18 protein-coding genes and 1 pseudogene are annotated in these 19,760 nt (G+C 60.9%); 10 read left to right on the top strand and 9 right to left on the bottom strand.

Going from position 1 to position 19,760, the window contains the following annotated elements; genetic code table 11:
* Window positions 1-23: 23 nt before the first annotated feature.
* Window positions 24-3,527 (bottom strand): AAA domain-containing protein, encoded by a 3,504-nt coding sequence (locus QZR30_RS07855; RefSeq protein ID WP_311903146.1) that lies wholly within the window; start codon window positions 3,525-3,527, stop codon window positions 24-26.
* A 402-nt stretch (window positions 3,528-3,929) separates the two neighbouring features.
* On the opposite strand from QZR30_RS07855, the pseudogene QZR30_RS07850 reads away from it, so the two are divergent.
* Both QZR30_RS07850 and QZR30_RS07845 read left to right on the top strand, forming a co-directional pair.
* Window positions 3,930-4,160: pseudogene (locus QZR30_RS07850) on the top strand (isochorismatase family protein); the annotation flags it as partial.
* A gap of 13 nt (window positions 4,161-4,173) precedes the next feature.
* Entirely contained in the window at window positions 4,174-5,226 is a 1,053-nt protein-coding gene (locus tag QZR30_RS07845) for an NAD(P)/FAD-dependent oxidoreductase (RefSeq protein WP_311903145.1), read from the top strand.
* On the opposite strand, the gene QZR30_RS07840 is transcribed toward QZR30_RS07845, so the two are convergent.
* From QZR30_RS07840 to QZR30_RS07830, 3 genes are read right to left on the bottom strand one after another with little or no spacing between them, the layout of a single operon-like run.
* Complete coding sequence (locus QZR30_RS07840) at window positions 5,223-5,672, bottom strand: NUDIX hydrolase (protein ID WP_046068339.1); 450 nt, start codon at window positions 5,670-5,672, stop codon at window positions 5,223-5,225. The two genes, QZR30_RS07845 and QZR30_RS07840, sit on opposite strands and share 4 nt — an antisense overlap.
* On the bottom strand, window positions 5,665-6,462 hold the full coding sequence (locus QZR30_RS07835) for a nucleotidyltransferase domain-containing protein (RefSeq protein WP_068967303.1): 798 nt from the start codon (window positions 6,460-6,462) through the stop codon (window positions 5,665-5,667). Before QZR30_RS07835 ends, QZR30_RS07840 begins: the two co-directional genes overlap by 8 nt.
* On the bottom strand, window positions 6,459-6,938 hold the full coding sequence (locus tag QZR30_RS07830) for an AAA family ATPase (protein ID WP_046068341.1): 480 nt from the start codon (window positions 6,936-6,938) through the stop codon (window positions 6,459-6,461). The genes QZR30_RS07835 and QZR30_RS07830 overlap by 4 nt, the downstream gene beginning before the upstream one ends.
* 223 nt (window positions 6,939-7,161) lie before the next feature.
* On the opposite strand from QZR30_RS07830, the gene QZR30_RS07825 reads away from it, so the two are divergent.
* From QZR30_RS07825 to QZR30_RS07815, 3 genes are all read left to right on the top strand, one after another.
* Window positions 7,162-7,485, top strand: a complete 324-nt coding sequence (locus QZR30_RS07825; protein ID WP_274354798.1) for a hypothetical protein — start codon at window positions 7,162-7,164, stop codon at window positions 7,483-7,485.
* A gap of 88 nt (window positions 7,486-7,573) precedes the next feature.
* The gene (locus tag QZR30_RS07820; protein WP_046068343.1) at window positions 7,574-7,999 is read left to right on the top strand and encodes a DUF2231 domain-containing protein; all 426 of its coding nucleotides are present in this window, start codon (window positions 7,574-7,576) and stop codon (window positions 7,997-7,999) included.
* Window positions 7,996-9,288, top strand: a complete 1,293-nt coding sequence (locus tag QZR30_RS07815) for a PQQ-dependent sugar dehydrogenase (protein ID WP_046068344.1) — start codon at window positions 7,996-7,998, stop codon at window positions 9,286-9,288. Before QZR30_RS07820 ends, QZR30_RS07815 begins: the two co-directional genes overlap by 4 nt.
* A gap of 30 nt (window positions 9,289-9,318) precedes the next feature.
* Here QZR30_RS07815 and QZR30_RS07810 read toward each other — a convergent pair whose 3' ends face one another.
* Entirely contained in the window at window positions 9,319-10,227 is a 909-nt protein-coding gene (locus QZR30_RS07810) for a LysR substrate-binding domain-containing protein (protein WP_311903144.1), read from the bottom strand.
* Between the two features lie 92 nt (window positions 10,228-10,319).
* Here QZR30_RS07810 and QZR30_RS07805 point away from each other — a divergent pair, with 92 nt between their 5' ends.
* On the top strand, window positions 10,320-11,306 hold the full coding sequence (locus QZR30_RS07805; RefSeq protein WP_046068346.1) for a DMT family transporter: 987 nt from the start codon (window positions 10,320-10,322) through the stop codon (window positions 11,304-11,306).
* Complete coding sequence (locus QZR30_RS07800; RefSeq protein ID WP_046068347.1) at window positions 11,299-12,159, top strand: alpha/beta fold hydrolase; 861 nt, start codon at window positions 11,299-11,301, stop codon at window positions 12,157-12,159. The genes QZR30_RS07805 and QZR30_RS07800 overlap by 8 nt, the downstream gene beginning before the upstream one ends.
* Here the strand turns inward: QZR30_RS07800 and QZR30_RS07795 are convergent.
* Together QZR30_RS07795 and QZR30_RS07790 are read right to left on the bottom strand one after the other, a co-directional pair.
* A complete protein-coding gene (locus QZR30_RS07795) occupies window positions 12,146-13,549 on the bottom strand; it encodes an MFS transporter (protein WP_046068348.1) in 1,404 nt (467 codons plus the stop codon). The genes QZR30_RS07800 and QZR30_RS07795 overlap by 14 nt on opposite strands.
* A 143-nt stretch (window positions 13,550-13,692) precedes the next feature.
* Window positions 13,693-14,223 carry a GNAT family N-acetyltransferase gene (locus tag QZR30_RS07790; protein ID WP_046068349.1) on the bottom strand — a complete coding sequence of 177 codons (531 nt, stop codon included), beginning with the start codon at window positions 14,221-14,223 and terminating at the stop codon, window positions 13,693-13,695.
* Between the two features lie 384 nt (window positions 14,224-14,607).
* Between QZR30_RS07790 and proP the strand changes: the two genes are divergently transcribed.
* Together proP and QZR30_RS07780 are read left to right on the top strand one after the other, a co-directional pair.
* Complete coding sequence (gene proP / locus QZR30_RS07785) at window positions 14,608-16,110, top strand: glycine betaine/L-proline transporter ProP (protein WP_043051797.1); 1,503 nt, start codon at window positions 14,608-14,610, stop codon at window positions 16,108-16,110.
* A 52-nt stretch (window positions 16,111-16,162) separates the two neighbouring features.
* Window positions 16,163-16,666 (top strand): GAF domain-containing protein, encoded by a 504-nt coding sequence (locus QZR30_RS07780; RefSeq protein WP_043051798.1) that lies wholly within the window; start codon window positions 16,163-16,165, stop codon window positions 16,664-16,666.
* Here the strand turns inward: QZR30_RS07780 and QZR30_RS07775 are convergent.
* On the bottom strand, window positions 16,641-17,564 hold the full coding sequence (locus QZR30_RS07775) for an AraC family transcriptional regulator (protein ID WP_311903143.1): 924 nt from the start codon (window positions 17,562-17,564) through the stop codon (window positions 16,641-16,643). The genes QZR30_RS07780 and QZR30_RS07775 overlap by 26 nt on opposite strands.
* Before the next feature lie 193 nt (window positions 17,565-17,757).
* On the opposite strand from QZR30_RS07775, the gene QZR30_RS07770 reads away from it, so the two are divergent.
* Complete coding sequence (locus QZR30_RS07770) at window positions 17,758-18,945, top strand: MFS transporter (RefSeq protein WP_442967515.1); 1,188 nt, start codon at window positions 17,758-17,760, stop codon at window positions 18,943-18,945.
* Here the strand turns inward: QZR30_RS07770 and QZR30_RS07765 are convergent.
* Window positions 18,938-19,711, bottom strand: a complete 774-nt coding sequence (locus tag QZR30_RS07765; RefSeq protein WP_046068351.1) for an AraC family transcriptional regulator — start codon at window positions 19,709-19,711, stop codon at window positions 18,938-18,940. The two genes, QZR30_RS07770 and QZR30_RS07765, sit on opposite strands and share 8 nt — an antisense overlap.
* Window positions 19,712-19,760: the final 49 nt, after the last annotated feature.

Here is a 19,760-nt window from a genome sequence, read left to right as displayed (position 1 = left end):
CCCTGGCATAGCATTGCGCCAGGCTAAGGTTGGCTTGAGCTCAGGCGTCGCGCCAGGCTCGTGCGGTTGATAGTCAGCTCACTGCTGACGTCCGGCCCGTGATAGACCATGGACGTTTCGTGGTGCACGTAATCGCCCGAACGTGCGGCGCTCAACCAATTGAACGAGCCGACGCAGAGTAACTCCTCATCGGCCATCACCAGCTTGCTGTGCACCTTGTTGACCACGCGCACCTGCACGGCATGCTGTTTGAGCGCCGCAATCGCCTCCTTGAATTCAGCGATTTTGCCCGGGTTGCCTTCGGACCGGCCGGGGTTGATGTCGGTATTGAAGCGCAAGTCGGTGTAGACCGTCACCTGCACGCCCCGCTGCACCGTGCCGACCATTGCATCCAAGGCGCCGCTTTCGCGCATGCCGCGCAACTTGACCCAGGGCGTCACAATCTGCACTTGCTGGCGTGCCGTTTCCAGGGTGCGTAACAGGAACCGGTCATGCTCGGCAAATTCATGCAGGTGACTCAAGCCAGTGCGCGCGGTAAGCAAATCCACCCGAGGTTGGAAGTCGAACGCCAGTGCGTTCTCCGGGCTGTGCAACAGGTACTGGGCCAGGCGCCCACGAGGCTTACTGGCGGGTATCTGGCTGAACAGGTCCATGTCGCCGAACACCAGGAAACTGTCTTTGGCGCGAGACACGGCCACGTTCAACATGCTGTCCCGACGGTCGATGAACGCGCCGTCGGCGTGCTTGGAGTACACCGCCGAGAAAATCACCACGGGCCGCTCGGCGCCCTGGAAAGAGTGCACCGTGCCGACGGTCATTTCACCGTCAAGTTTGCCAGTGCGAATGCCCAATGCGCTGCAGGCCTCGATGATCGCCCGGGTCTGGGCGCCAAAGGGGGTTATCACCCCAAGAATCTCCCAGAGCTCTTTGTCGTAGCGTTCAACGAGCTGCTGTTCGTTGGCCTTGATCCAGGCCGCAATGGTCTGTGCCTCAAGCAGGTTATGACGGCTGCCACCCTGTTTCTGCTGGCACATCCCGTCGATGTGCAGGTAGCCCAGCCCCGGCAAGCCACCTTGCGGCTTGGCGCCCCGGCGCGGTTGCAGCTTGCCCTTGTAGCAGAGGGCGTTGCAGTAATCGATGATCGAGTCATAGCAACGGCGGTGTTCGTAGAGGTAAAGGCCGCGCGCCAGTTCAGGGTCGTAGTGATAGCGGCTGGTCGACTGCGCAATCGCCATGACACTGCCATTGGCGGCGCTGCGCCCGCTGTCACAGAACGCCTCGTAATCGTCGTCCACGCTGCTGCGTGACAACAGGCCGGCGCTGAGCAAATTGCCGATATCCACGGCCGCCGGTATCGACCAGATGGGTTCAATCTGCTGAGTGTCGCCGATCACCAGAGCTTGCCTGGCCAGGGCGAAAGACGGCGCCGCCACCTCAGGAAGCACTTGGCCTGCTTCGTCGACGATCAGCAGGTCGATGAAGTTCAGCGCATAGTCTTTGACATAACCATCGCCATCACGACGGCTGCACGACAGCTCGCCCGGTAATCGGTGAAACGTCGCGACCACACAAGGCGTGAGTTTCATCCAGCGCCGCCAGTTTTTTTCCAGGGTCTTGCGGCCATTTTTTTTACGGCTTTTGAGGATCAGCGGCAACTCCTCGGCGACTTCCATCAACCAACGCCCCTCCCAATAATGGGTGGTCAGCAGGAAGGTCTCGAAGCGCAACGAAGTGTCCGCCCAGGCATCACAGTCCTCCAGCGTCACCTGTGCGGCAGGCTTGCCGGTCGCGCGGGGTAATACGCCAATCACCGCCTGCCAGTTCAACAGCTCGCGCTGCTCGCCGCGCAGCAACTCGTCCACCCGCTCCCGCTGAGCTTGGAGTGTTCTCAGGCTTTGCGCGGCGTGGCTCACGGCGGCGGTCAGGCGGCGCTCCATGTCATGCACATCGACGGCGCTTTGCAGCTCAGTGTCTGCCTCATCGACGTGAAGCTTGGCCAGGCGCAGGCGCTTGGCGGCAATCGGGCCGAACCAGCCAAACAGCGTGTAGATCAACGATTCATGGGCCAGGTAGTGCTTGAAGTCTTTCAAGCGTGCCTGGGTGCTCGCCAGCTGTTCAGTCTGCAGCCGCAGCTGGGTTTCAAGGCGACTGATGGCCGCCCGTGGGTCATCGCCGAGCAGATCCTGGATAGCTTTGCGGGCAGCCACCAGCCGTGGCCAAGTTTGCTCGATCGCGGCGAGTTGCTGCTGGCGCAGGCGAATTTCGGCCTGGAGCTTGTCCACGGTATTTTTCAGCGTGGGTTGCGGGTCGCCAGCAAAGGCCATCGCCGCGCGGCCCAGGTAAGCCTGCTGGGCCCTGTCGAGATAGGCCTGCGACTCAAGCTCAAGGAAAAAGCTCTTGGTCTGGTAAGTGCGCGCCATCTCCGCTTCGGCCGAGGCCTTGGGAAAGTAAGCGCCGAAGCTATTGATGTCGGGCAACCAGCGCCCGGCGAAGGGCCCGGTGCCCGCGGCGAAGTCTTTACCGAACGCCTTGATGATATTGGTGACCGCTTGATTGTTCGTCGAGCTGGCGACAATCACCGGCGGTTCGCCGCCTTCTGCCGCAGCCTTGGCCCAGAGCGAGGCCACCACAGAGAGGACCAAGGTGGTTTTCCCGGTGCCCGGGGGCCCGTTGACCGCCAGGATATCCCCGGTATTCCCGGCCAACAGGTGCGCCAGGCTATCGCGCTGGGCAGGCGCCAGCGCGTATTCGTCACCGGCATGCCCGCGTCGGCTGGCGAACAGACTGTTGGCCGCAAGGCACGGCTCATCGGCGGTGGGGCCACGCTGTGCAAATCGCTCGAACAATGGCACATCGGGTTTGCTGGCACGCAGGTGATCGTAGAGCGCAACGATGTTGATGCTGAAACCGTCAGCCTTCTGCTCCTTGAACAGGTAACAGTAGTTGACCGGGTCAAAGCCGTCTTCCACGCCGTCCCAAGCGTTGCACACCGCGTGGAACATGTTCTTGCAGTAGCGCAGGTAGCTGATCCACTTTTCGCGATACTGCTCCGGGTCCACGTCGGTACCGGAGGGCGGCGGTTCGAACCGGGGCGCCTCTTGGGCGGCCAGAAAACGGTCCAGGTCGTACTGTGCACCGAGGGTGAAATTGTCATAATCCAACGGCTCGAGGATGTCACGGGGCACCAACGCCGGCCCGGTCGCGTAGATGCGCCCGTCGCGGGTGACCGACACACGGCAAAGAATCGGTGTGATGAACGCCGGCAACCCATTGCGCGCCTTGCGGTGTTCCGGGCGCGAGGCATAGACAAACGGTCGCAAGGTCACGTCGACGTGCAGTAACTGCGCAGGTTCGCCGGCAAATAGCAGCTCCACCTGCTCAGCCGGCAAACAGCCCGCGGCCAAGGCGGCCATGGGCAAGACCGTATAGGTTTTGACATGGCTGTTGAATAAAGCGCCATTGCCGTTTTCGGCATCGGCCAGGGAGTTTCGCCAGTAGTTCGCGAGCTTCAGAGAGTAATCGTTCATCGTCCTGATTCATGTAGACCGTGACTCACTGTCACAGCCGGTGGTTGGGGAATTGAGAACGAGGGTAGCGTTTCAGCAGCCAGAAGGCCAATCCAGAGCCGTTCGCTGATTGCCTGGCGCTCAGCAAGCGCCGAGGGTCAGGGCGATCTTCTGTGGGAGGGGGCTTGCTCCCGATAGCGGTCGATCAGTGACAAATAAGCTCACTGACACACCGCTATCGGGAGCAAGCCCCCTCCCACATTTAGATTGCGCCAGGCCAGTTGAATAACGGTCAAGCGTCAAACTGCCATTGGCCCATCATATTTTCGAACAGGCCACTGTATAAGCCCCGCATCGGCTGATATGTTTCGCGCCTCACCCGCAAAAGGACAGGCCATGGAACCGTTAGCGACGAACGCTGCACTGGTGATCGTCGGGGTCATCACCAACAACTCCGTGGAGGCCACTGTGCGCTCAGGCGGCAACCTGGGGTTTGATGTGATCGTGGCGGCGGATGCCTGTTTTACCTTCGATCAAGCCGACCTGTCGGGACGCCTGTGGCCGGCTGAAGATGTGCATGCGTTGTCGCTCAGTAACCTGGCGATGGACTATGCCAGGGTATTCCAGACCAGCGAGATCCTGGCGAGTCATTAACAAGGAAGCGGATATGCATCGAGGCATGCGCATTGTAGTGATTGGCGCCGGTATCGTGGGGGCTTCACTGGCCTATCACCTGGCCGGCAAGGGCGCGAATGTGACGGTGGTCGAGGCCGGCGAAGTCGCGTCCGGGGTCACGGCCACCTCATTTGCCTGGCTCAACACGACCCACGACGCACCCGACCCCATTGCCACTTTGCGCAGTGCAGCGATTGACGCGTATCACCGCCTGGAGCATGAGCTGCCCGCCGTGAAGATACGCTGGACGGGCGCCCTGTGTTACGGCGCAGACATTCAGCCTGGGGCGGATTCACGGATCACTCGCCAGCGTATCCAGGCACTTGAGCCGCGTTTGAGAAACCCGCCTGAGCAGGCCCAATTCAAAGCCGAAGAAGGCGCACTCGACGCGGTACACACCACCCATGCCTTAATGGAAGGCGCCCAGGCCCACGGTGCCACGCTGCTGACCCACACCCAGGTGTTGGGTTTCAGGATGCAGGGCTCACAGGTCACCGGCGTTGAAACCAGCCTGGGCGTCATCGATGCCGACGTGGTGGTGCTCGCAGCCGGCACCGAAATCCCCGCGCTGACGAAGCTGTTGGGTGTGCCCTTGCCGATTGATGCCTCCCCCGCGATCTTTATCCGCTACAACGCCTCACCCGGCATCGTGCGCACGCTTATTTCCAACCCTGCAATGGAGGTGCGCGAAAGTGCTGAGGGGACCTGGCTGGCAGCCGAAGACTATCTGGACGACGCCCCGGAAAACCAGGCGGCCGCCATCGCCCGGCGCACCGCCCAGGCTATTGCGGATGAACTCGAAGGGGTCACGTTCATCGAACCACAATTGGCCTGCGTCGGGCTGCGGCCCATCCCGGCCGATGGCATTCCGATCATTGGCCAATTGCCAGGCATAAGCGGTGTGTACGTCTGCGCGATGCATCCTGGCGTGACGCTGGCAGCCATCGTGGGGAGTCTTGCCAGCGAAGAGATCATGGAGGATAGGGTCTGCCCTGCCCTGGCGCCTTGCCGGCCCGAGCGGTTCTTCCAACCTGAAAACGGTTAGAAGGCGCCGACGTCCTCGAGCATTTCCAGCAGCCCCTGCGGCCACACCGTGTCCGTCGTAGTGCGCAGCTCCTCTGCCGACCACCAACGATGATCCGCCATCACCTGGGTCTCCTCAGCCGTCCACTCGGCCCTGGACAGCGCCTCGCTGGGCGCCTGCACCACGAAATAGCGCTCGATCGCCAACACGGTTTCGCCGCTGGGCAGCATCAATGGGAAACTGCGTTCTGCCACTGATTCGCCAACGCTGCTGACAGTGATGCCAGTCTCTTCGCGCAGTTCACGGATTGCGGCGCTGTGATAGGTTTCCCCGGCTTCAACACCACCGCCCGGCGTAGCCCAGTAATTCCTGCCAGCCAATGCGCCGTCTTTATGCACGAAGCGGAACAGCAGCACCTGCTTTGCAGGGCTTATCACCATTAGTCGTGCGGCTTTGCGTTCACGCATTTGATTGATTCCTTTCCCTGAGCGCCGAAACCATCCAACTCAAAAACGCCCGTAGCCGCGTGGAAAACACCTCGCACTCAGCGCTGGGGTTACGCGCTTCAAACAGGAAGTACGCGATTTGCACGCGCATCGAGGGGTACTGTTGAACAAACAGCGCGACGTACTCTTCCAGGGTATGCGGCCACATGTGCGCATCGTCTGCGCGCAAGGTGTGAGTGGCCCGGATCAAGGCTCGCGATGCTTCACGCTGCAGGCGATGACGTGCGTGTTCAGTACCGGCCTGTTCGATACGCACGAGATACGCCGTGAGCACTTGCTCGAAGTCACCATTGACCGCCATGGCGATGGCGCGGGACGGGCGAAACGGGTCGAAGTGCCGTGCAAGGTCTTCGCCCCATACACAGCGGCAATGATGCTTGAGCCAGAAGCCCCAACTGTTGCGGTTTTCCGGCGCCAACACTTGAGCGTGATGACCGATATCGAAGTCGATCTTGGTCACTTGCGGATGCCGTTGTTCCAAGGCAATTCGGGTCGTTTCAATTTGCTCGAGCACCGCAGCATCCGGGGGATCGTTGAGTATCAACGAGAGGTCGAGATCAGCAACCCCGACCTCGGCCTGGCCTCGTGCGACGCTGCCATACAGATAAATCCCATGCAGCCCGAACGCCGCCTGGGACAGGGTTGCGCAGACATCCGCCAGCACGGGCTGGAACTCGATTTGTACGGGAACATCGGCGACGGTGAGGATAAACCCGTCGGCATCGACGCCCGTGGTTTGCTGGAGGGTCACGGGTGATGCACCTCAATCACCAGGCCTTCCTCTTCACTCGGCACACTAAAGTGGCGAGTGATGAGGTCAAATTCGGCGTCAGTCGCAGCAAAGTCATGCTCGCCCTGGGCGTTGCGCGCATGCAGGCGGGCACGGCAGGTCGCATCGTCCAGTTCCAGATAATGCAGGCGGTGGGGCACCTTGGCCGCCTGGGCCAGGCCGAGCAACCACTCACGGTTGGCCAGGGTGTTGGCCGGGAAATCCAGGACCACATTCACGCCGGATTCCAACAGATTGACCACCAGCGGCCCGAGTACACCGCGCACCCGCTGGGCACAGCGCAGGTAGTCGGCGATGGCCTGGATCTCACCGGGGTAAAGACTGGCCAGCCAGTGGTCTTCGCTGAGCACAATGGCTCGGTGCTCGGCGGCCAGGGTCTTGGCGAGCGTGGACTTGCCGGAGGCGATCTTGCCGCACAGCAGATGCAGGGTTGGCATAAGGCGTTTCCTCTTTTCGGCCCGGCAGGATGAATCATGCAGTCGCGGCCGTAAACACATCCAGTTGAATCCTGGTTTGCAAGCGAGGTCACCTATAAAGAGACGACAACGCAACGGGAGACCTTTATGAACCTTGCAATGACACTCTTCAGCCTGTTTGCCGGTTGGATGGCAATTGTAATGTCGATGCTGTGGGGCGTGCTGCGGGTGCTGCATCGGCACCATGCTTAGCACACCGGACGGCCGCTATTTTGTGGTCAAGGGGCAACTGTGGCGCTGCACCAATCCGGCCTTGGATGAGGCGATCCGGCAACATTGGGTCAATGCACTGATGGATGCGCGCCGTGCGGTCAAGGCGGCCAAGGGCGCCGCTGACGCCCAGGCATTGAAAGCCGCCCGGCAGCAGGTGCAGCATGCCAAGGTCGCATTGGGCGAGCGTGGGCCGGCGTGGTGGCACGATGGCGCTCCGGATTACAACCGCTGCAAAGTCAGCAATACCCCCTACGCGGCATGGTTCGAAAAACATCTCGACACGACCTCCCAGTGAACTTTCTTATAAATGCCATGCTCCTTTCCTATGCGAAGTCAGCGCGCCCTGAGCCCAGGGTGCAGAACGATAAGGAGCCGCCCCCCCCATGACCACCCTCCCCACTTACCCCGTCGTCAGACCTGGCCCATTGCATGGGACCTTGCTGGCAGGCACCGTGCCGCTGTTTCTCGGGGCCCTGCTCAGTGATATCGCCTACGGCCAGACCTACCAGATCCAATGGGCCAACTTCGCCTCATGGCTGATCGCCGGGGCGCTGGTGTTCTGCGGTTTTGCCCTGCTGTTTGCGCTGGTCAACCTGGTGCGCGCCGAACATAAGGGCGGGCGACCTATGGCTTATTTCCTGCTGTTGCTGGGAACCTGGGTGCTTGGGTTGGTCAACGCCTTCCAGCATGCCAAGGACGCGTACGCCATGATGCCTACAGGCTTGGTGCTATCGGCAATTGTCACCGTGCTGGCGATCGTCGCGACCTGGATCGGCCTGACCAACCTGCGCTCAGGAGTTGCCCGATGAAAACCCTCAACACATTGACCCTGCTCAGCGCAGCCCTGCTGCTCACTGCCTGTGGTGGCGAAGGCGACAAGACCCAGGCTCGCGGCCCTGACCCTAAACTGCCTGAACAACAAAGCAGCCTGTTGCCGAGCATGAAGATTGCGCAGCCCACCCCGTGGGGCGAGCAAAAGCCCAACGTGCCCGAAGGCTACAGCGTGACCGCCATCGCCACCGACCTGGCGATCCCGCGCCAGACCCTGGTGCTGCCCAACGGTGACATCCTGGTGGCCGAAGGCCGTGGCGGCAGTGCGGCCAAGCTCAAGCCCAAGGACGTGATCGCCAGCGTGATCAAGGCCCAGGGCAATACCAAGGTCAAGGGCGGCAACCGCATTACCCTGCTGCGCGACGCCGACGGTGACGGCACCTATGAGCTCAAGACGGTGTTCGCCGACAACCTCAACGCGCCCTATGGCCTGGCGTTCGCCGACGGCAAACTCTATGTAGCCAACCAGGACGCACTGGTGCGCTTCGACTACGCCGACGGCCAGACCAAGGCCAGTGCGCCGCCGGTCAAAGTCACCGACCTGCCGGCGCAGATCAACCACCACTGGACCAAGTCACTGGCCGTGAGTGACGACGGACGTCAGCTGTATGTAGGCATCGGCTCCAACAGCAACATCACCGAACGCGGCATGGAAGTGGAGATTGACCGCGCCATGGTCTGGCAGATCGACGCGACTACCGGGGCTCACAGGCCCTACGCAACCGGCTTGCGCAACCCCACGGCGCTGACCATTCAACCGGGTACCGGGCAACTGTGGACGGTGGTCAACGAACGCGATGAACTCGGCCCCGACCTGGTGCCGGACTACCTGACGTCGGTGCGAGAAGGCGCCTTCTACGGCTGGCCGTACAGCTATTGGGGCCAGAACGTCGACCCACGGGCACAACCACAGAACCCGGCCAAGGTGGCGGCGGCGATCAAGCCCGATTACAGCCTGGGCTCCCACGTGGCTGCATTGGGCGTGGATTTTTCCATTCCGGCCATGGGTGAAAAATTTGCCGATGGCGTGTTTGTCGGCGAACACGGCAGCTGGAACCGCGACAATCCGGTGGGCTACAAGGTGATCTTCGTGCCGTTCAGCAATGGCAAGCCTGCTGGCGAACCCATCGACTTCGCCACCGGATTTCGCGGTGACGATGGCAAGACCCGTGGGCGCCCGGTGGGCGTGACGGTGGACCCCAAAGGTGCGCTGATCATTGCCGATGACCTGGCCAATACTGTTTGGCGAGTCACCCGTAACCGTTAACCGGATATGACAGGGGTGGCGACGCCCCTGTCAGCCATCACTGTGCAATTGCGCTTGCAGCCACGCCAGCAGCGCTTCGACCTCGCCCCGACTGCCCGCCCCTTGCTGCTTGTAGACCGAAATTGCCTCAGGCAGAAATACGCTTTCAGCGCAGGGCCGGACCAACGCCCCACTCTCAATCAGCCGGCTTGCGGTACGACGCCAGCCCATGGCGACACCGTGCCCCTCCACCGCGGCCTGCAACATCAGCGGGTAGCTGTCGAAAGTGGCACTGCGCGCATCCCTGGCCAACACCCGACCGAACACCTGCAGCCACTCATTCCACTCCATCAAGTGCGGAGGCTCGGAGCTGTGGTGCAAAAATGTGCAGGGCTGTAATTCATTCAGGGGTAACGGCTGCTCCGGGCAAAGGTAGGCCGGGCTGCACACCGGGAACACCTCGTCGGAGGCGGTGAACATCAGCCTATGGGCGCCACTGGCGCGCCGGGTACTTTGCAGGGCCACATCGAAATGGCTATCGAAATGGGTGATAGGCCGCGTGCAGCTCACCACCTGGATTTCAATCTGCGGGTATTGCTGGTGGAACGTCGACAAGCGCGGCATCAGCCAATAGAACGCCTCGCACAACTGGCACAGCAACACCACCCGGTTGCGTTGCGGGGAGGCACGCAGGTTAGCCGCGCCATCGCTGATGCTTTGCAACGCAAGGCTGACCACCCGCCCCAATTCACGCCCCTCTTGCGTGAGGAACACCGCACGGTTGCGCCGGATGAACAGCTTCACCCCCAGGTTGTCTTCCAGCCCACGAATCTGCCGGCTGACAGCCGCCTGTGTGATGTGCAGCTCATCGGCCGCCCTGGAGAAACTCTCCAGGCGCGCGGCCGCTTCAAACGGCAACAAACTGGCAAGGGGCGGTAGGGTTTTGCCGAGTAGATTCATAATTTGAGGTTATGCATTCAAGGCCGAGAACTCGTTTGTAGCACACCCACGCGGCTGGGCACCATGGATGCATTACTTCATGGATCAACCTGATGAGCACTTCCCCCACCTCAGTTTCTATCGGCGTGATATTCGCGGTGGTCGCCACCCTCGGCTGGGCGCTGAATTTTATTGCGCCCTACGTCACCGGGGCTTACAGCCTCTACGACCTGATGGCCGTGCGCTTCTTGATAGCCGGTGCGCTCGGTGTCGTCTGGATGGTCCTGTGCCGGGCGCAACTGCCTGTGCTAAGCCCAGGCCAGCGGCTGTTCGCGGCGGTACTGGGCGCATTGGGGTGCCTGGGCTATGGCGTCTGTATCGCCGCCGGCGTGATATTCGGCGGCCCGGTATTGACGCCAGCCTGCGTCGGCATGGTCCCGGTGTTACTGGCCCTGGTAGGCAACGCCAGCCATAAGACCCTGCGTTGGCGCCAGTTGGTGATGCCGCTGTCTTGCCTCACGGTGGGGCTGTTGCTGGCCAACATCAGCAGCCTGCACCAGCCCTCGCTGGGTGCTGGTTCCTGGCTGGCCGGACTGTGCTTCTCGTTGGGTGCGGTGGCCCTATGGCTGGGGTTCAGCGTGATCAACCAAAAGCAGCTGGCGCGCCTGCCGGCCTGCGCGACCGGCCTGTGGACCGCCCTGATGCTGGTGGGTGCAGGCGTCGCGGCGCTGTGCCTGCTGCCCTGGATATACGCGCTAGGCTTATTGCAGTTGCCAACCCTTGGCGCTGCCTGGAGCCAGGCATGGCCGCTGTATGCCTGGAGCCTGGTGATCGCGGTGATGTCCACCGTCGTCGGCGCGTGGGCCTGGAACGCAGCGACGCGGCGCCTGCCCATGGTGCTGAGCGGTCAATTGATTGCCCTTGAATCCTTGTTCGCCACCCTGCTCGGCCTTTGGTTTCACCAGCGCTGGCCGACGCCCCTGGAAGTCGCGGGCCTGGCCGCCGTGCTGATTGGCGTGGTGATGGCGGTGCGTATCATCCTGGCGCAGGAAAAACCTGCGGCAACCCACCCAACCTTGGGGGAGCTCCAACATGACTGACTCAAGTGACGCCCTGGCACTGCCCGAAGCCTTTGATTTTCGTGGCCAAGCCGTGCGCTGGGGCCAACTCGGCACACAGGGGCCGGCCCTGGTGATGGTGCACGGCACACCATTCTCTGCCCACGTATGGCGCCGCATCGCGCCATTGTTCGCCCGGCACTGTCGAGTCTTCTATTACGACCTGCTGGGCTACGGCCAGTCGCAAAAAGCGCCGGGGCAGGACGTCTCCCTCGGCGTGCAAAACATCCTGCTCGCCGCGCTGCTCCAACACTGGCGACTGGAGCAGCCCCATGTACTCGCCCATGACTTTGGCGGTGCCACGGCACTACGGGCACATCTGTTGGATGGCTGCGACTACGCCAGCCTGACCTTGATCGATCCCGTCGCCATTGCGCCCTGGGGTTCGCCGCTGGTGCAGCATGTGCGCGGCCACGAACGGGCATTCAGCGACGCGCCGGCTTATATCCATGAAGCGATTGTGCGTGCCTATCTCCAGGGCGCCGCATTCAAGCCGCTGCCTGCCGAGGTGCTGCAAGCCTATGTCACGCCATGGACCGGCGAGAGTGGCCAGGCAGCCTTTTATCGTCAGATTGCACAAATGGATCAGCGTTATACCGACGCCATTGAAGTACAACTTGCCAGCATCCGCTGCCCGGTGCAGTTGCTCTGGGGTGAGGAGGATCAGTGGATCTCGGTGGCGCAAGGCGATGCACTGGCTGGCAGATTGGCCGGGGCACGCTACCTGCGCGTCCCCCATGCCGGGCATCTGGTGCAAGAAGATGCTCCAGAGTCCATAGTTGCCGCGCTGATGGCGTTTCTACACTTGCCTGCTGCGACCACTAGAGATCAGTGATTTCCTTGTGGCGCGGCACCAATGCCTTCATCACGCTCCAGGCCACCAGATAGGCCAGGGCGCAGATGGCAAACATGATCATGTAGCCGGTGTGGATGTCGTTGATCGACTTGTAGTAGTCGAACACCCAGCCGCCGATCTTGGTCATGACCACGCCGCCCAGGCCACCGGCCATGCCACCGATGCCGACCACCGAGGCAACGGTTTTCTGCGGGAACATGTCGGACACAGTGGTGAAGATATTGCATGACCACGCCTGGTGCGCCGAGGCGCCCACGCCGATGAGCAGCACCGGCACCCAGAAGCTCAGGTAACCCAACGGCTGCGCCAGCAACACCACCAGCGGGAACAGCGCAATCACCAGCATGGCTTTCATGCGCCCGTCATAGGGTGCATCGCCACGCGCCATGAAATAGCTGGGGAACCAGCCGCCACCGATGCTGCCGACCATGGTCATGCTGTACAGCACCGCCAGCGGCATGACGATATCGGCGCCTTTCATGCCGTACTGTGCCGACAGGTAGGTGGGCAGCCAGAACAGAAAGAACCACCACACGCCATCGGTCATGAACTTGCCAAAGGCGAACGCCCAGGTCTGGCGGTAAGTCAGCAGCTTGAACCAGGAGATTTTCTTTGCGGTGGTGCCTGTAGGCACTGGGGTGAAAGGTTGTACGGTCTGGTCGCTGCGGATATAGGCCAGTTCTTCGGCCGACAGGCGTTTTTGCTGTTCCGGTTTTTCGTACACCGCAGCCCAGACCGCGACCCACAAGAACCCCAGCATGCCGATGACCATGAAGGCCGCTTCCCAGCCCCACAGGCCGGCAATCAGTGGCACGCAGATCGGCGCCAGGATCGCACCGACGTTGGCACCGGAGTTGAAAATGCCGGTGGCCAGTGAGCGTTCTTTCTTGGGGAAATATTCGGCAGTCGCCTTGATCGCAATAGGGAAGTTGCCTGCTTCGCCAATCGCCAATACAGCGCGGGACAGCATGAAACCGGCAATCGACACTGGGATCACTGCCAGGCCGATTGCCCCGCTGATCGCAGCGATGCCCTCGCCCATCGGCACCGAAAACGCATGCATGATCGCCCCGGTGGACCAGATCCCAATCGCCACCACGTAAGCGGCCTTGGTGCCGATCTTGTCGACAAACCGCCCGGCAAACAGCATGGAGATGGCATAGACAAACTGAAACACCGCCGCGATGTTGGCGTAATCGGTGTTGCTCCAGCCAAATTGCGTCGAGAGTTGCGGTGCCAACAGGCTGAGCACCTGGCGGTCGAGGTAGTTGACCGTGGTGGCGAAAAACAGCATCGCGCAGATCGTCCAGCGATAGCTGCCGACTGCCTGGCCGACACGATGGGCACTGATGGGCTCGTTCAGATTCATGGCATCACTTTTTATTTTTGTTAGATAGAACATATGTAACGTCATATGTCGTCGTACAACTGCGACTTTTATATCGGGACGCCCACGCAGTGTCAATCGGAAAGAGTGCCGCTTATCGAGGAGTTAGACCGGTATGAAAAAGGTCAGCTTTGTGCAGTTGTAGGATGACAAACCCGCATCACCAAGCTAGGTGCCTGGCCTGGCACGTCGTCCAACAGGCCGACAGGTTGCATGCCGATCTTTTCCAGCACACGGATCGACGCTACATGGTCGGGTCGTACCAGGCCGAAGACTTCTGGCAGACCGAGGGTTTCAAACGCCAGCACCAACGCATCACGCCCCACCTCGGTGGCGTAGCCCTGCCCCCAGGCTTCGACGGCAAAGCGATAGCCGAGGTTGACGCGTCGTTGTGTCAGATAGTTGAGCTGCGCAATGCCGCCAAACCCGATGATATGTCCGGGCGCTTCTTTGCGGGCGATCGCCCACCAGCCGTAGCCGTGACTGGCCCATTGTTCCATCCAATGGGCCAGCAAGCGCTGGGCCGCCGCGAGATCCGGCATGGGCCCGGCCGGGTTGAACAAATTGGTCTGCGGGTCGCCGAAGATCGCGAGCAATCGCTGAACATCAGCCGGCTGCGGTTGGCGGTAGCTGAGGCGTGAATGGCGGTTTGGCATACAAATGGCGTTCCTGTTTGCGGCATAGGCCTGCGAGCCGAGTTTAGCCAATATCGCCATCGTCGCCGCAGTCAGTTAAGCGAACGAAATGCTCAAAACAGCGACGACCCAATGTGGAAGGGGGCTTGCCCTCGATAGCGGTGTGCCAGACGCCTATTTGTTAACTGACCCACCGCCATCGGGGGCAAGCCCCCTCCCACATTTAAATTTGGTTAAGGCGTGGATTCGCACGCCGGCGCGAGGGCACTGATAACGATATTTTCGCAAACGCGAGAAAAAGTACCCGACGGGGTGAATTATTTCGTGTCCTCTTGTATCTGAACTGACAGAGTGGTGCCATCGTAGCGATGGCACCTCCCCTGTTCAGCTTTAAGAGTGGCCCGCATGAAATTACGGAAAAAACGCGTCAAACCCATCGGATTGAAAGACATCACCATTGTCGACGACAGCAAGATGCGCAAAGCAATCACTGCTGCCGCACTTGGCAATGCCATGGAATGGTTCGACTTTGGTGTGTATGGCTTTGTCGCCTACGTGCTGGGCAAGGTGTTCTTCCCCGACGCGTCTCCCAGCGTGCAAATGATTGCTGCATTGGGCACCTTCTCCGTGCCCTTCCTGATTCGCCCACTGGGCGGCCTGTTCTTTGGCGCTCTGGGCGATAAATATGGGCGGCAAAAAGTCCTCGCCGCCACCATCGTGATCATGTCCCTGAGCACCTTCGCCATTGGCTTGATTCCCGGCTATGCCTCCATCGGCATCTGGGCGCCGATTTTGCTGCTGTTGTGCAAAATGGCCCAAGGCTTCTCGGTGGGTGGCGAGTACACGGGCGCATCGATCTTCGTCGCTGAGTACGCTCCGGACCGCAAGCGCGGCTTCCTCGGCAGTTGGCTGGACTTCGGTTCGATTGCCGGTTTCGTGCTTGGCGCAGGTGTGGTGGTATTGATCTCCACCGTGCTCGGCGAAGCGGAATTCGAATCCTGGGGCTGGCGCCTGCCGTTCTTCCTCGCCCTGCCCCTGGGCATGATCGGCCTGTACCTGCGCCATGCGCTGGAAGAGACCCCGGCGTTCCAGCAACACGTCGACAAGCTCGAACAGGGCGACCGCGAAGGCCTGACCCACGGCCCTCGAGTGTCGTTCAAGGAAATCGCCACCAAGCACTGGCGCAGCCTGTTGACCTGCATCGGTATCGTCGCGGCCACCAACGTGACCTACTACATGCTGCTCACCTACATGCCGAGCTACCTGTCCCACAACCTGCACTACGCCGAAAACAGCGGCGTGTTGATCATCATCGCAATCATGGTCGGCATGTTGTTCGTGCAGCCGTTCATTGGCTTTGTCAGCGACAAGATCGGCCGCAAGCCGTTCATCATCGCCGGCAGCATTGGCCTGCTGTTCCTGTCGATCCCGGCGTTCATGCTGATCACCAGCGGCAAGACCGGGCTGATTTTCAGCGGCCTGCTGATCCTGGCCATTGTGCTGAACTTCTTTATCGGCGTGATGGCCTCCACCTTACCGGCAATGTTCCCTACTCACCTGCGCTACAGCGCCCTGGCCAGTGCATTCAACGTCTCGGTGCTGATCGCCGGCGTCACGCCAACCGTCGTCGCCTGGCTGGTGGAAAGCACCAACGACCTGTACATGCCCGCCTACTACCTGATGGTGTTCGCCGTGGTCGGCCTGGTCACTGGCCTGACCATGAAGGAAACCGCCAACAAGCCCCTACGCGGCGCCGCACCTGCGGCTTCCGACATGGCGGAAGCCAAGGAGCTGCTGCAGGAGCATCACGACAATATCGAGCAGAAAATCGAAGACATCGATGCCGAGATTGCCGCGCTGCAAGCCAAGCGTGAAAACCTGGTGCAGCAGCATCCACGGATTAACTAAGACCTGACTGTGCATGGCCGCTGCGAGCGGCCATGCCATTGGAGTGTTCAGCATGATTCCAAGCGTCACCGCACAATCGCTACTCAGCGCAGACGAACGCGCTGCTATCGCAGAAATCGAAGCCACAACGAACATTCTCAAGCTGGTCACGCGCTTGACCGGCATGAGATTTGCCGGCATTGCCAAATTTACCGACCTGGAATGGGTGGTCTGCTCGGCCTACGACCCTCTGCAAATGGGCATCAATGTCGACGATGTACTCGACCTGGAAACCACTCTGTGCAGTGAGTTCTGCATCAACCCCCAGGCCATGTTCATCCCGCAGATCAGTCAAAACGGCCGTTTTGCGTCGCGCCCGGTGGTCAAGCAATACGCCATTGAAAGCTATGCCGGCGCGCCGATCTTTCTGCCCGATGGGCGCCTGTTTGGAGCGCTGTGTGCGCTGGATTCGCGGGCAATGCTGTTCGACGACCCCAACCTGCCCGAGACCCTGAGCTTGTTTGCGCGGCTTATCGGCTGCATTTTCTACGCTAATCTGAGCCCGGCGGATCACTGACATCCGACCTGCCCCGTAACAAGGCGATATCGCGCTTGGGCGCCAAGCCAAACAGCCGACTGTACTCACGGCTGAACTGTGACGGGCTCTCATAGCCCACTTTGAACGCGGCGCTGGACACGTCCCGGTGCTCGTTCAACATCAAGCGTCGCGCTTCGTTCAAGCGCAGCCATTTCTGATATTGCAAAGGACTCATTGCGGTCAATTGCCGGAAATGATGATGAAAGGTTGCCGCGCTCATCTGCACGCGGGCTGCCAATTCTTCCACACGCAGTGCAGCGGCAAAATTCAACTTCAGCCAATCAATGGCCTTGGCGATGCGATAGCCCTGCCCGTCCACCGAGCAGATCTGGCGCAGGCGAGCGGCCTGATCGCTTTTCAATAGGCGGTAATGAATCTCGCGCTGGACCAGCGGCGCAAGCACCGATATCGCTTCGGGCTCATCCAGCAGCGCCACCAAACGCGCGAAGCCAGCCAGCATGCTGCCGGTCACCGAGCCGATACCAACGCCCTTCATCATTGCGCGTTCACGGGTCGGCGGCAGATCACCCTGGGCAATCAGCTCGGCCAGCATGCGCAGGTCCAATTTGAACGTCAGGCCCAGGCAGGGTTGCTCGGGGCTGGCAACCAGCACTTGTGAATTGGCCGGAATGTCCAGCGACGTCACCAGAAAGCGGGAGGCGTCGTAGGGGTAGCCCTCACCGCCGACCCACAACTGCTTCTCGCCCTGCACCACCAGCACGATGCACGGTTCGACCATGCATACCACCGGCGCAGCGGGTTGTTCACGCCGATAAAAACCCAGCCCGGCAATCGGCATGGAATAGTCGCCGGGCGCCGGGGTGCGCGAATCTATGGACTGAATCAGCGCATCCAGCAGCGATTGAGTGTTGGTCATGACAGGCCCTTGCAGTTCTTCATGCAACTTTACCTGCGTACCTCCAAGGCGTCGCCGCAAATGGCTGAAACTCAGAGGATCAGGCAAGTAATCCGCTGAAACGTACTACAGAAGCCTTGCCTGCCTGGGGAAAATGGACCGACACCTCGCCAAGGAACATTCCTATGAAATACCTGCTGAGCCTTTTGCAATGATGTCCAACGCCTGCGAACCGCAACGTTGGGGCGCAGTGCTGGCGATGTCGCTCGCCGCGTTCGCACTGGTCGCCTCCGAATTCATGCCCGTCAGTCTGCTGACGCCCCTGGCCGCCGACCTGCACATCAGCGAAGGCCAGGCCGGCCAGGGCATTTCCGTATCGGGTGTGTTTGCCCTGCTCACCAGCCTGGTGATCGCCTCGATTGCCGCACGGGTGGACCGCAAAAGCCTGTTGATGGCACTGACGCTGCTAATGATCATCTCCGGCACGGTGGTGGCGTTTGCGCCGACCTACTGGGTGTTCATGCTCGGCCGTGGGTTGATCGGCGTGGCAATTGGCGGCTTCTGGTCGCTGTCGGCAGCCACGGCCATGCGCCTGGTGTCGCAGGCCCACGTACCGCGAGCCTTGGCCATCGTCAATGGCGGCAACGCCCTGGCGACGGTAATTGCGGCGCCGCTGGGCAGCTTTCTCGGCGGCATAATCGGCTGGCGCGGGGCGTTTTTCTGCGTGGTGCCTGTGGCCGTGATTGCACTGGTGTGGCTGCTGGTCAGCCTGCCAGCGTTGAAGCCCACCGGCAAAGCGAAAACCGGCAACGCATTGCGCCTGATGAAAAACTCGACGGTGGCCCTGGGCATGCTCGCGGTCAGCGTGTTCTTCATGGGCCAGTTCATGTTGTTCACCTACCTGCGCCCGTTCCTGGAAAGTGTCACGCGGGTCGAGGGGTCCACGTTGTCGTTGATACTGCTGGTACTCGGCCTGGCAGGTCTGGCAGGCACGTTCTTGATTGACCGTCTCCTGAAGCACAACCTTTACCCGACGCTGATTGCCATCCCACTGATCATGGCAGGCATCGCCCTGGCGCTGGTGGCATTCGGCAGTTCAACGCTGATGACTACGCTGCTGCTGGGCAGTTGGGGTCTGGTAGCAACCGCCGCGCCCGTAGGCTGGTGGACCTGGCTGGCAAAAACCTTGCCCGACGACGCCGAGGCCGGAGGCGGATTGATGGTCGCCATCATTCAATTGGCGATTGCAGCCGGCGCCACGGTCGGTGGCGTGGCGTTCGACCTGAGCGGCTACCAGGCTACCTTTGAGCTGAGCGCTGGATTGCTGATAGTCGCCACGCTGCTGGCCTACCTGGCTTCACGCCACCCAGCGCGTATGCACGTTATCAAAGGCGCTACCTGAAAAACTGGCTCGGCGTGCGCCCAAACTGCTTCTTGAACATACTGGTAAACGCACTCGGGCTTTCATACCCCAGTTCAAACGCCACATCGATAATCTTCTCCCCCACCGCAATGCGCTCCAGCGCCAGCAGCAGCCGCGCCTGCTGGCGCCATTGGCCGAAGGTCATACCGGTTTCCTTGCGGAACAGGCGCTGGATGGTGGTTTGGTCCAGCCCCAGGCGCGCACTCCAGTGCGCGACGGTGGAGGCATCTCCCGGTTCGTTCTGCAACGCCAGGCAGATCTGGCTCAGGCGCGGGTCGGCAGGCTGTGGCAGGGACAGTGGCAAGGCTGGAAGGTTGGCCAGTTCGTCGAGGATCAGGTGCATGATCCGGGCATCGCGTGAGTCCTCGGCATAGGGCGGTTTCAGGCTGACCGAGGCCTTGATCAGCTCGCTCAACAATGGGGAAACCGTCACCGTCTTCGGCTCGGCCGGCAGGTTCGGGAAGCTGTCCGGGCGCACGAACACACTGCGCATCTTCAACGTGCCTACGCAGCGCAATGAGTGAACTTGACCACAGGGCATCCAAAAGCCACGATTGGGCGGTACCGTCCATTGCCGCAGGGCCGAATACACCACCATGACGCCGCCGATGGCGTACAGCAGTTGATGCTTGTTGTGGCTGTGTTCAGGGATCACCCAGTTTTCCGGATAATCGGTGGCCGAGCTGATGACAGCCCAGTCGCCCTCGTCAATATCCCGAAGAAATTTATCCAGTGATCTGATCATTTTGCCCTTTTTGCGATGGTTTCTGCCCGAATTGCGCGAGACAGGCTTT

This window comes from Pseudomonas sp. rhizo25, assembly GCF_031931935.1.
Taxonomy (GTDB): domain Bacteria; phylum Pseudomonadota; class Gammaproteobacteria; order Pseudomonadales; family Pseudomonadaceae; genus Aquipseudomonas; species Aquipseudomonas synxantha.
Note: the sequence above shows the minus strand (reverse complement) of the source record. Positions and strands in the feature narration are given on the sequence as shown.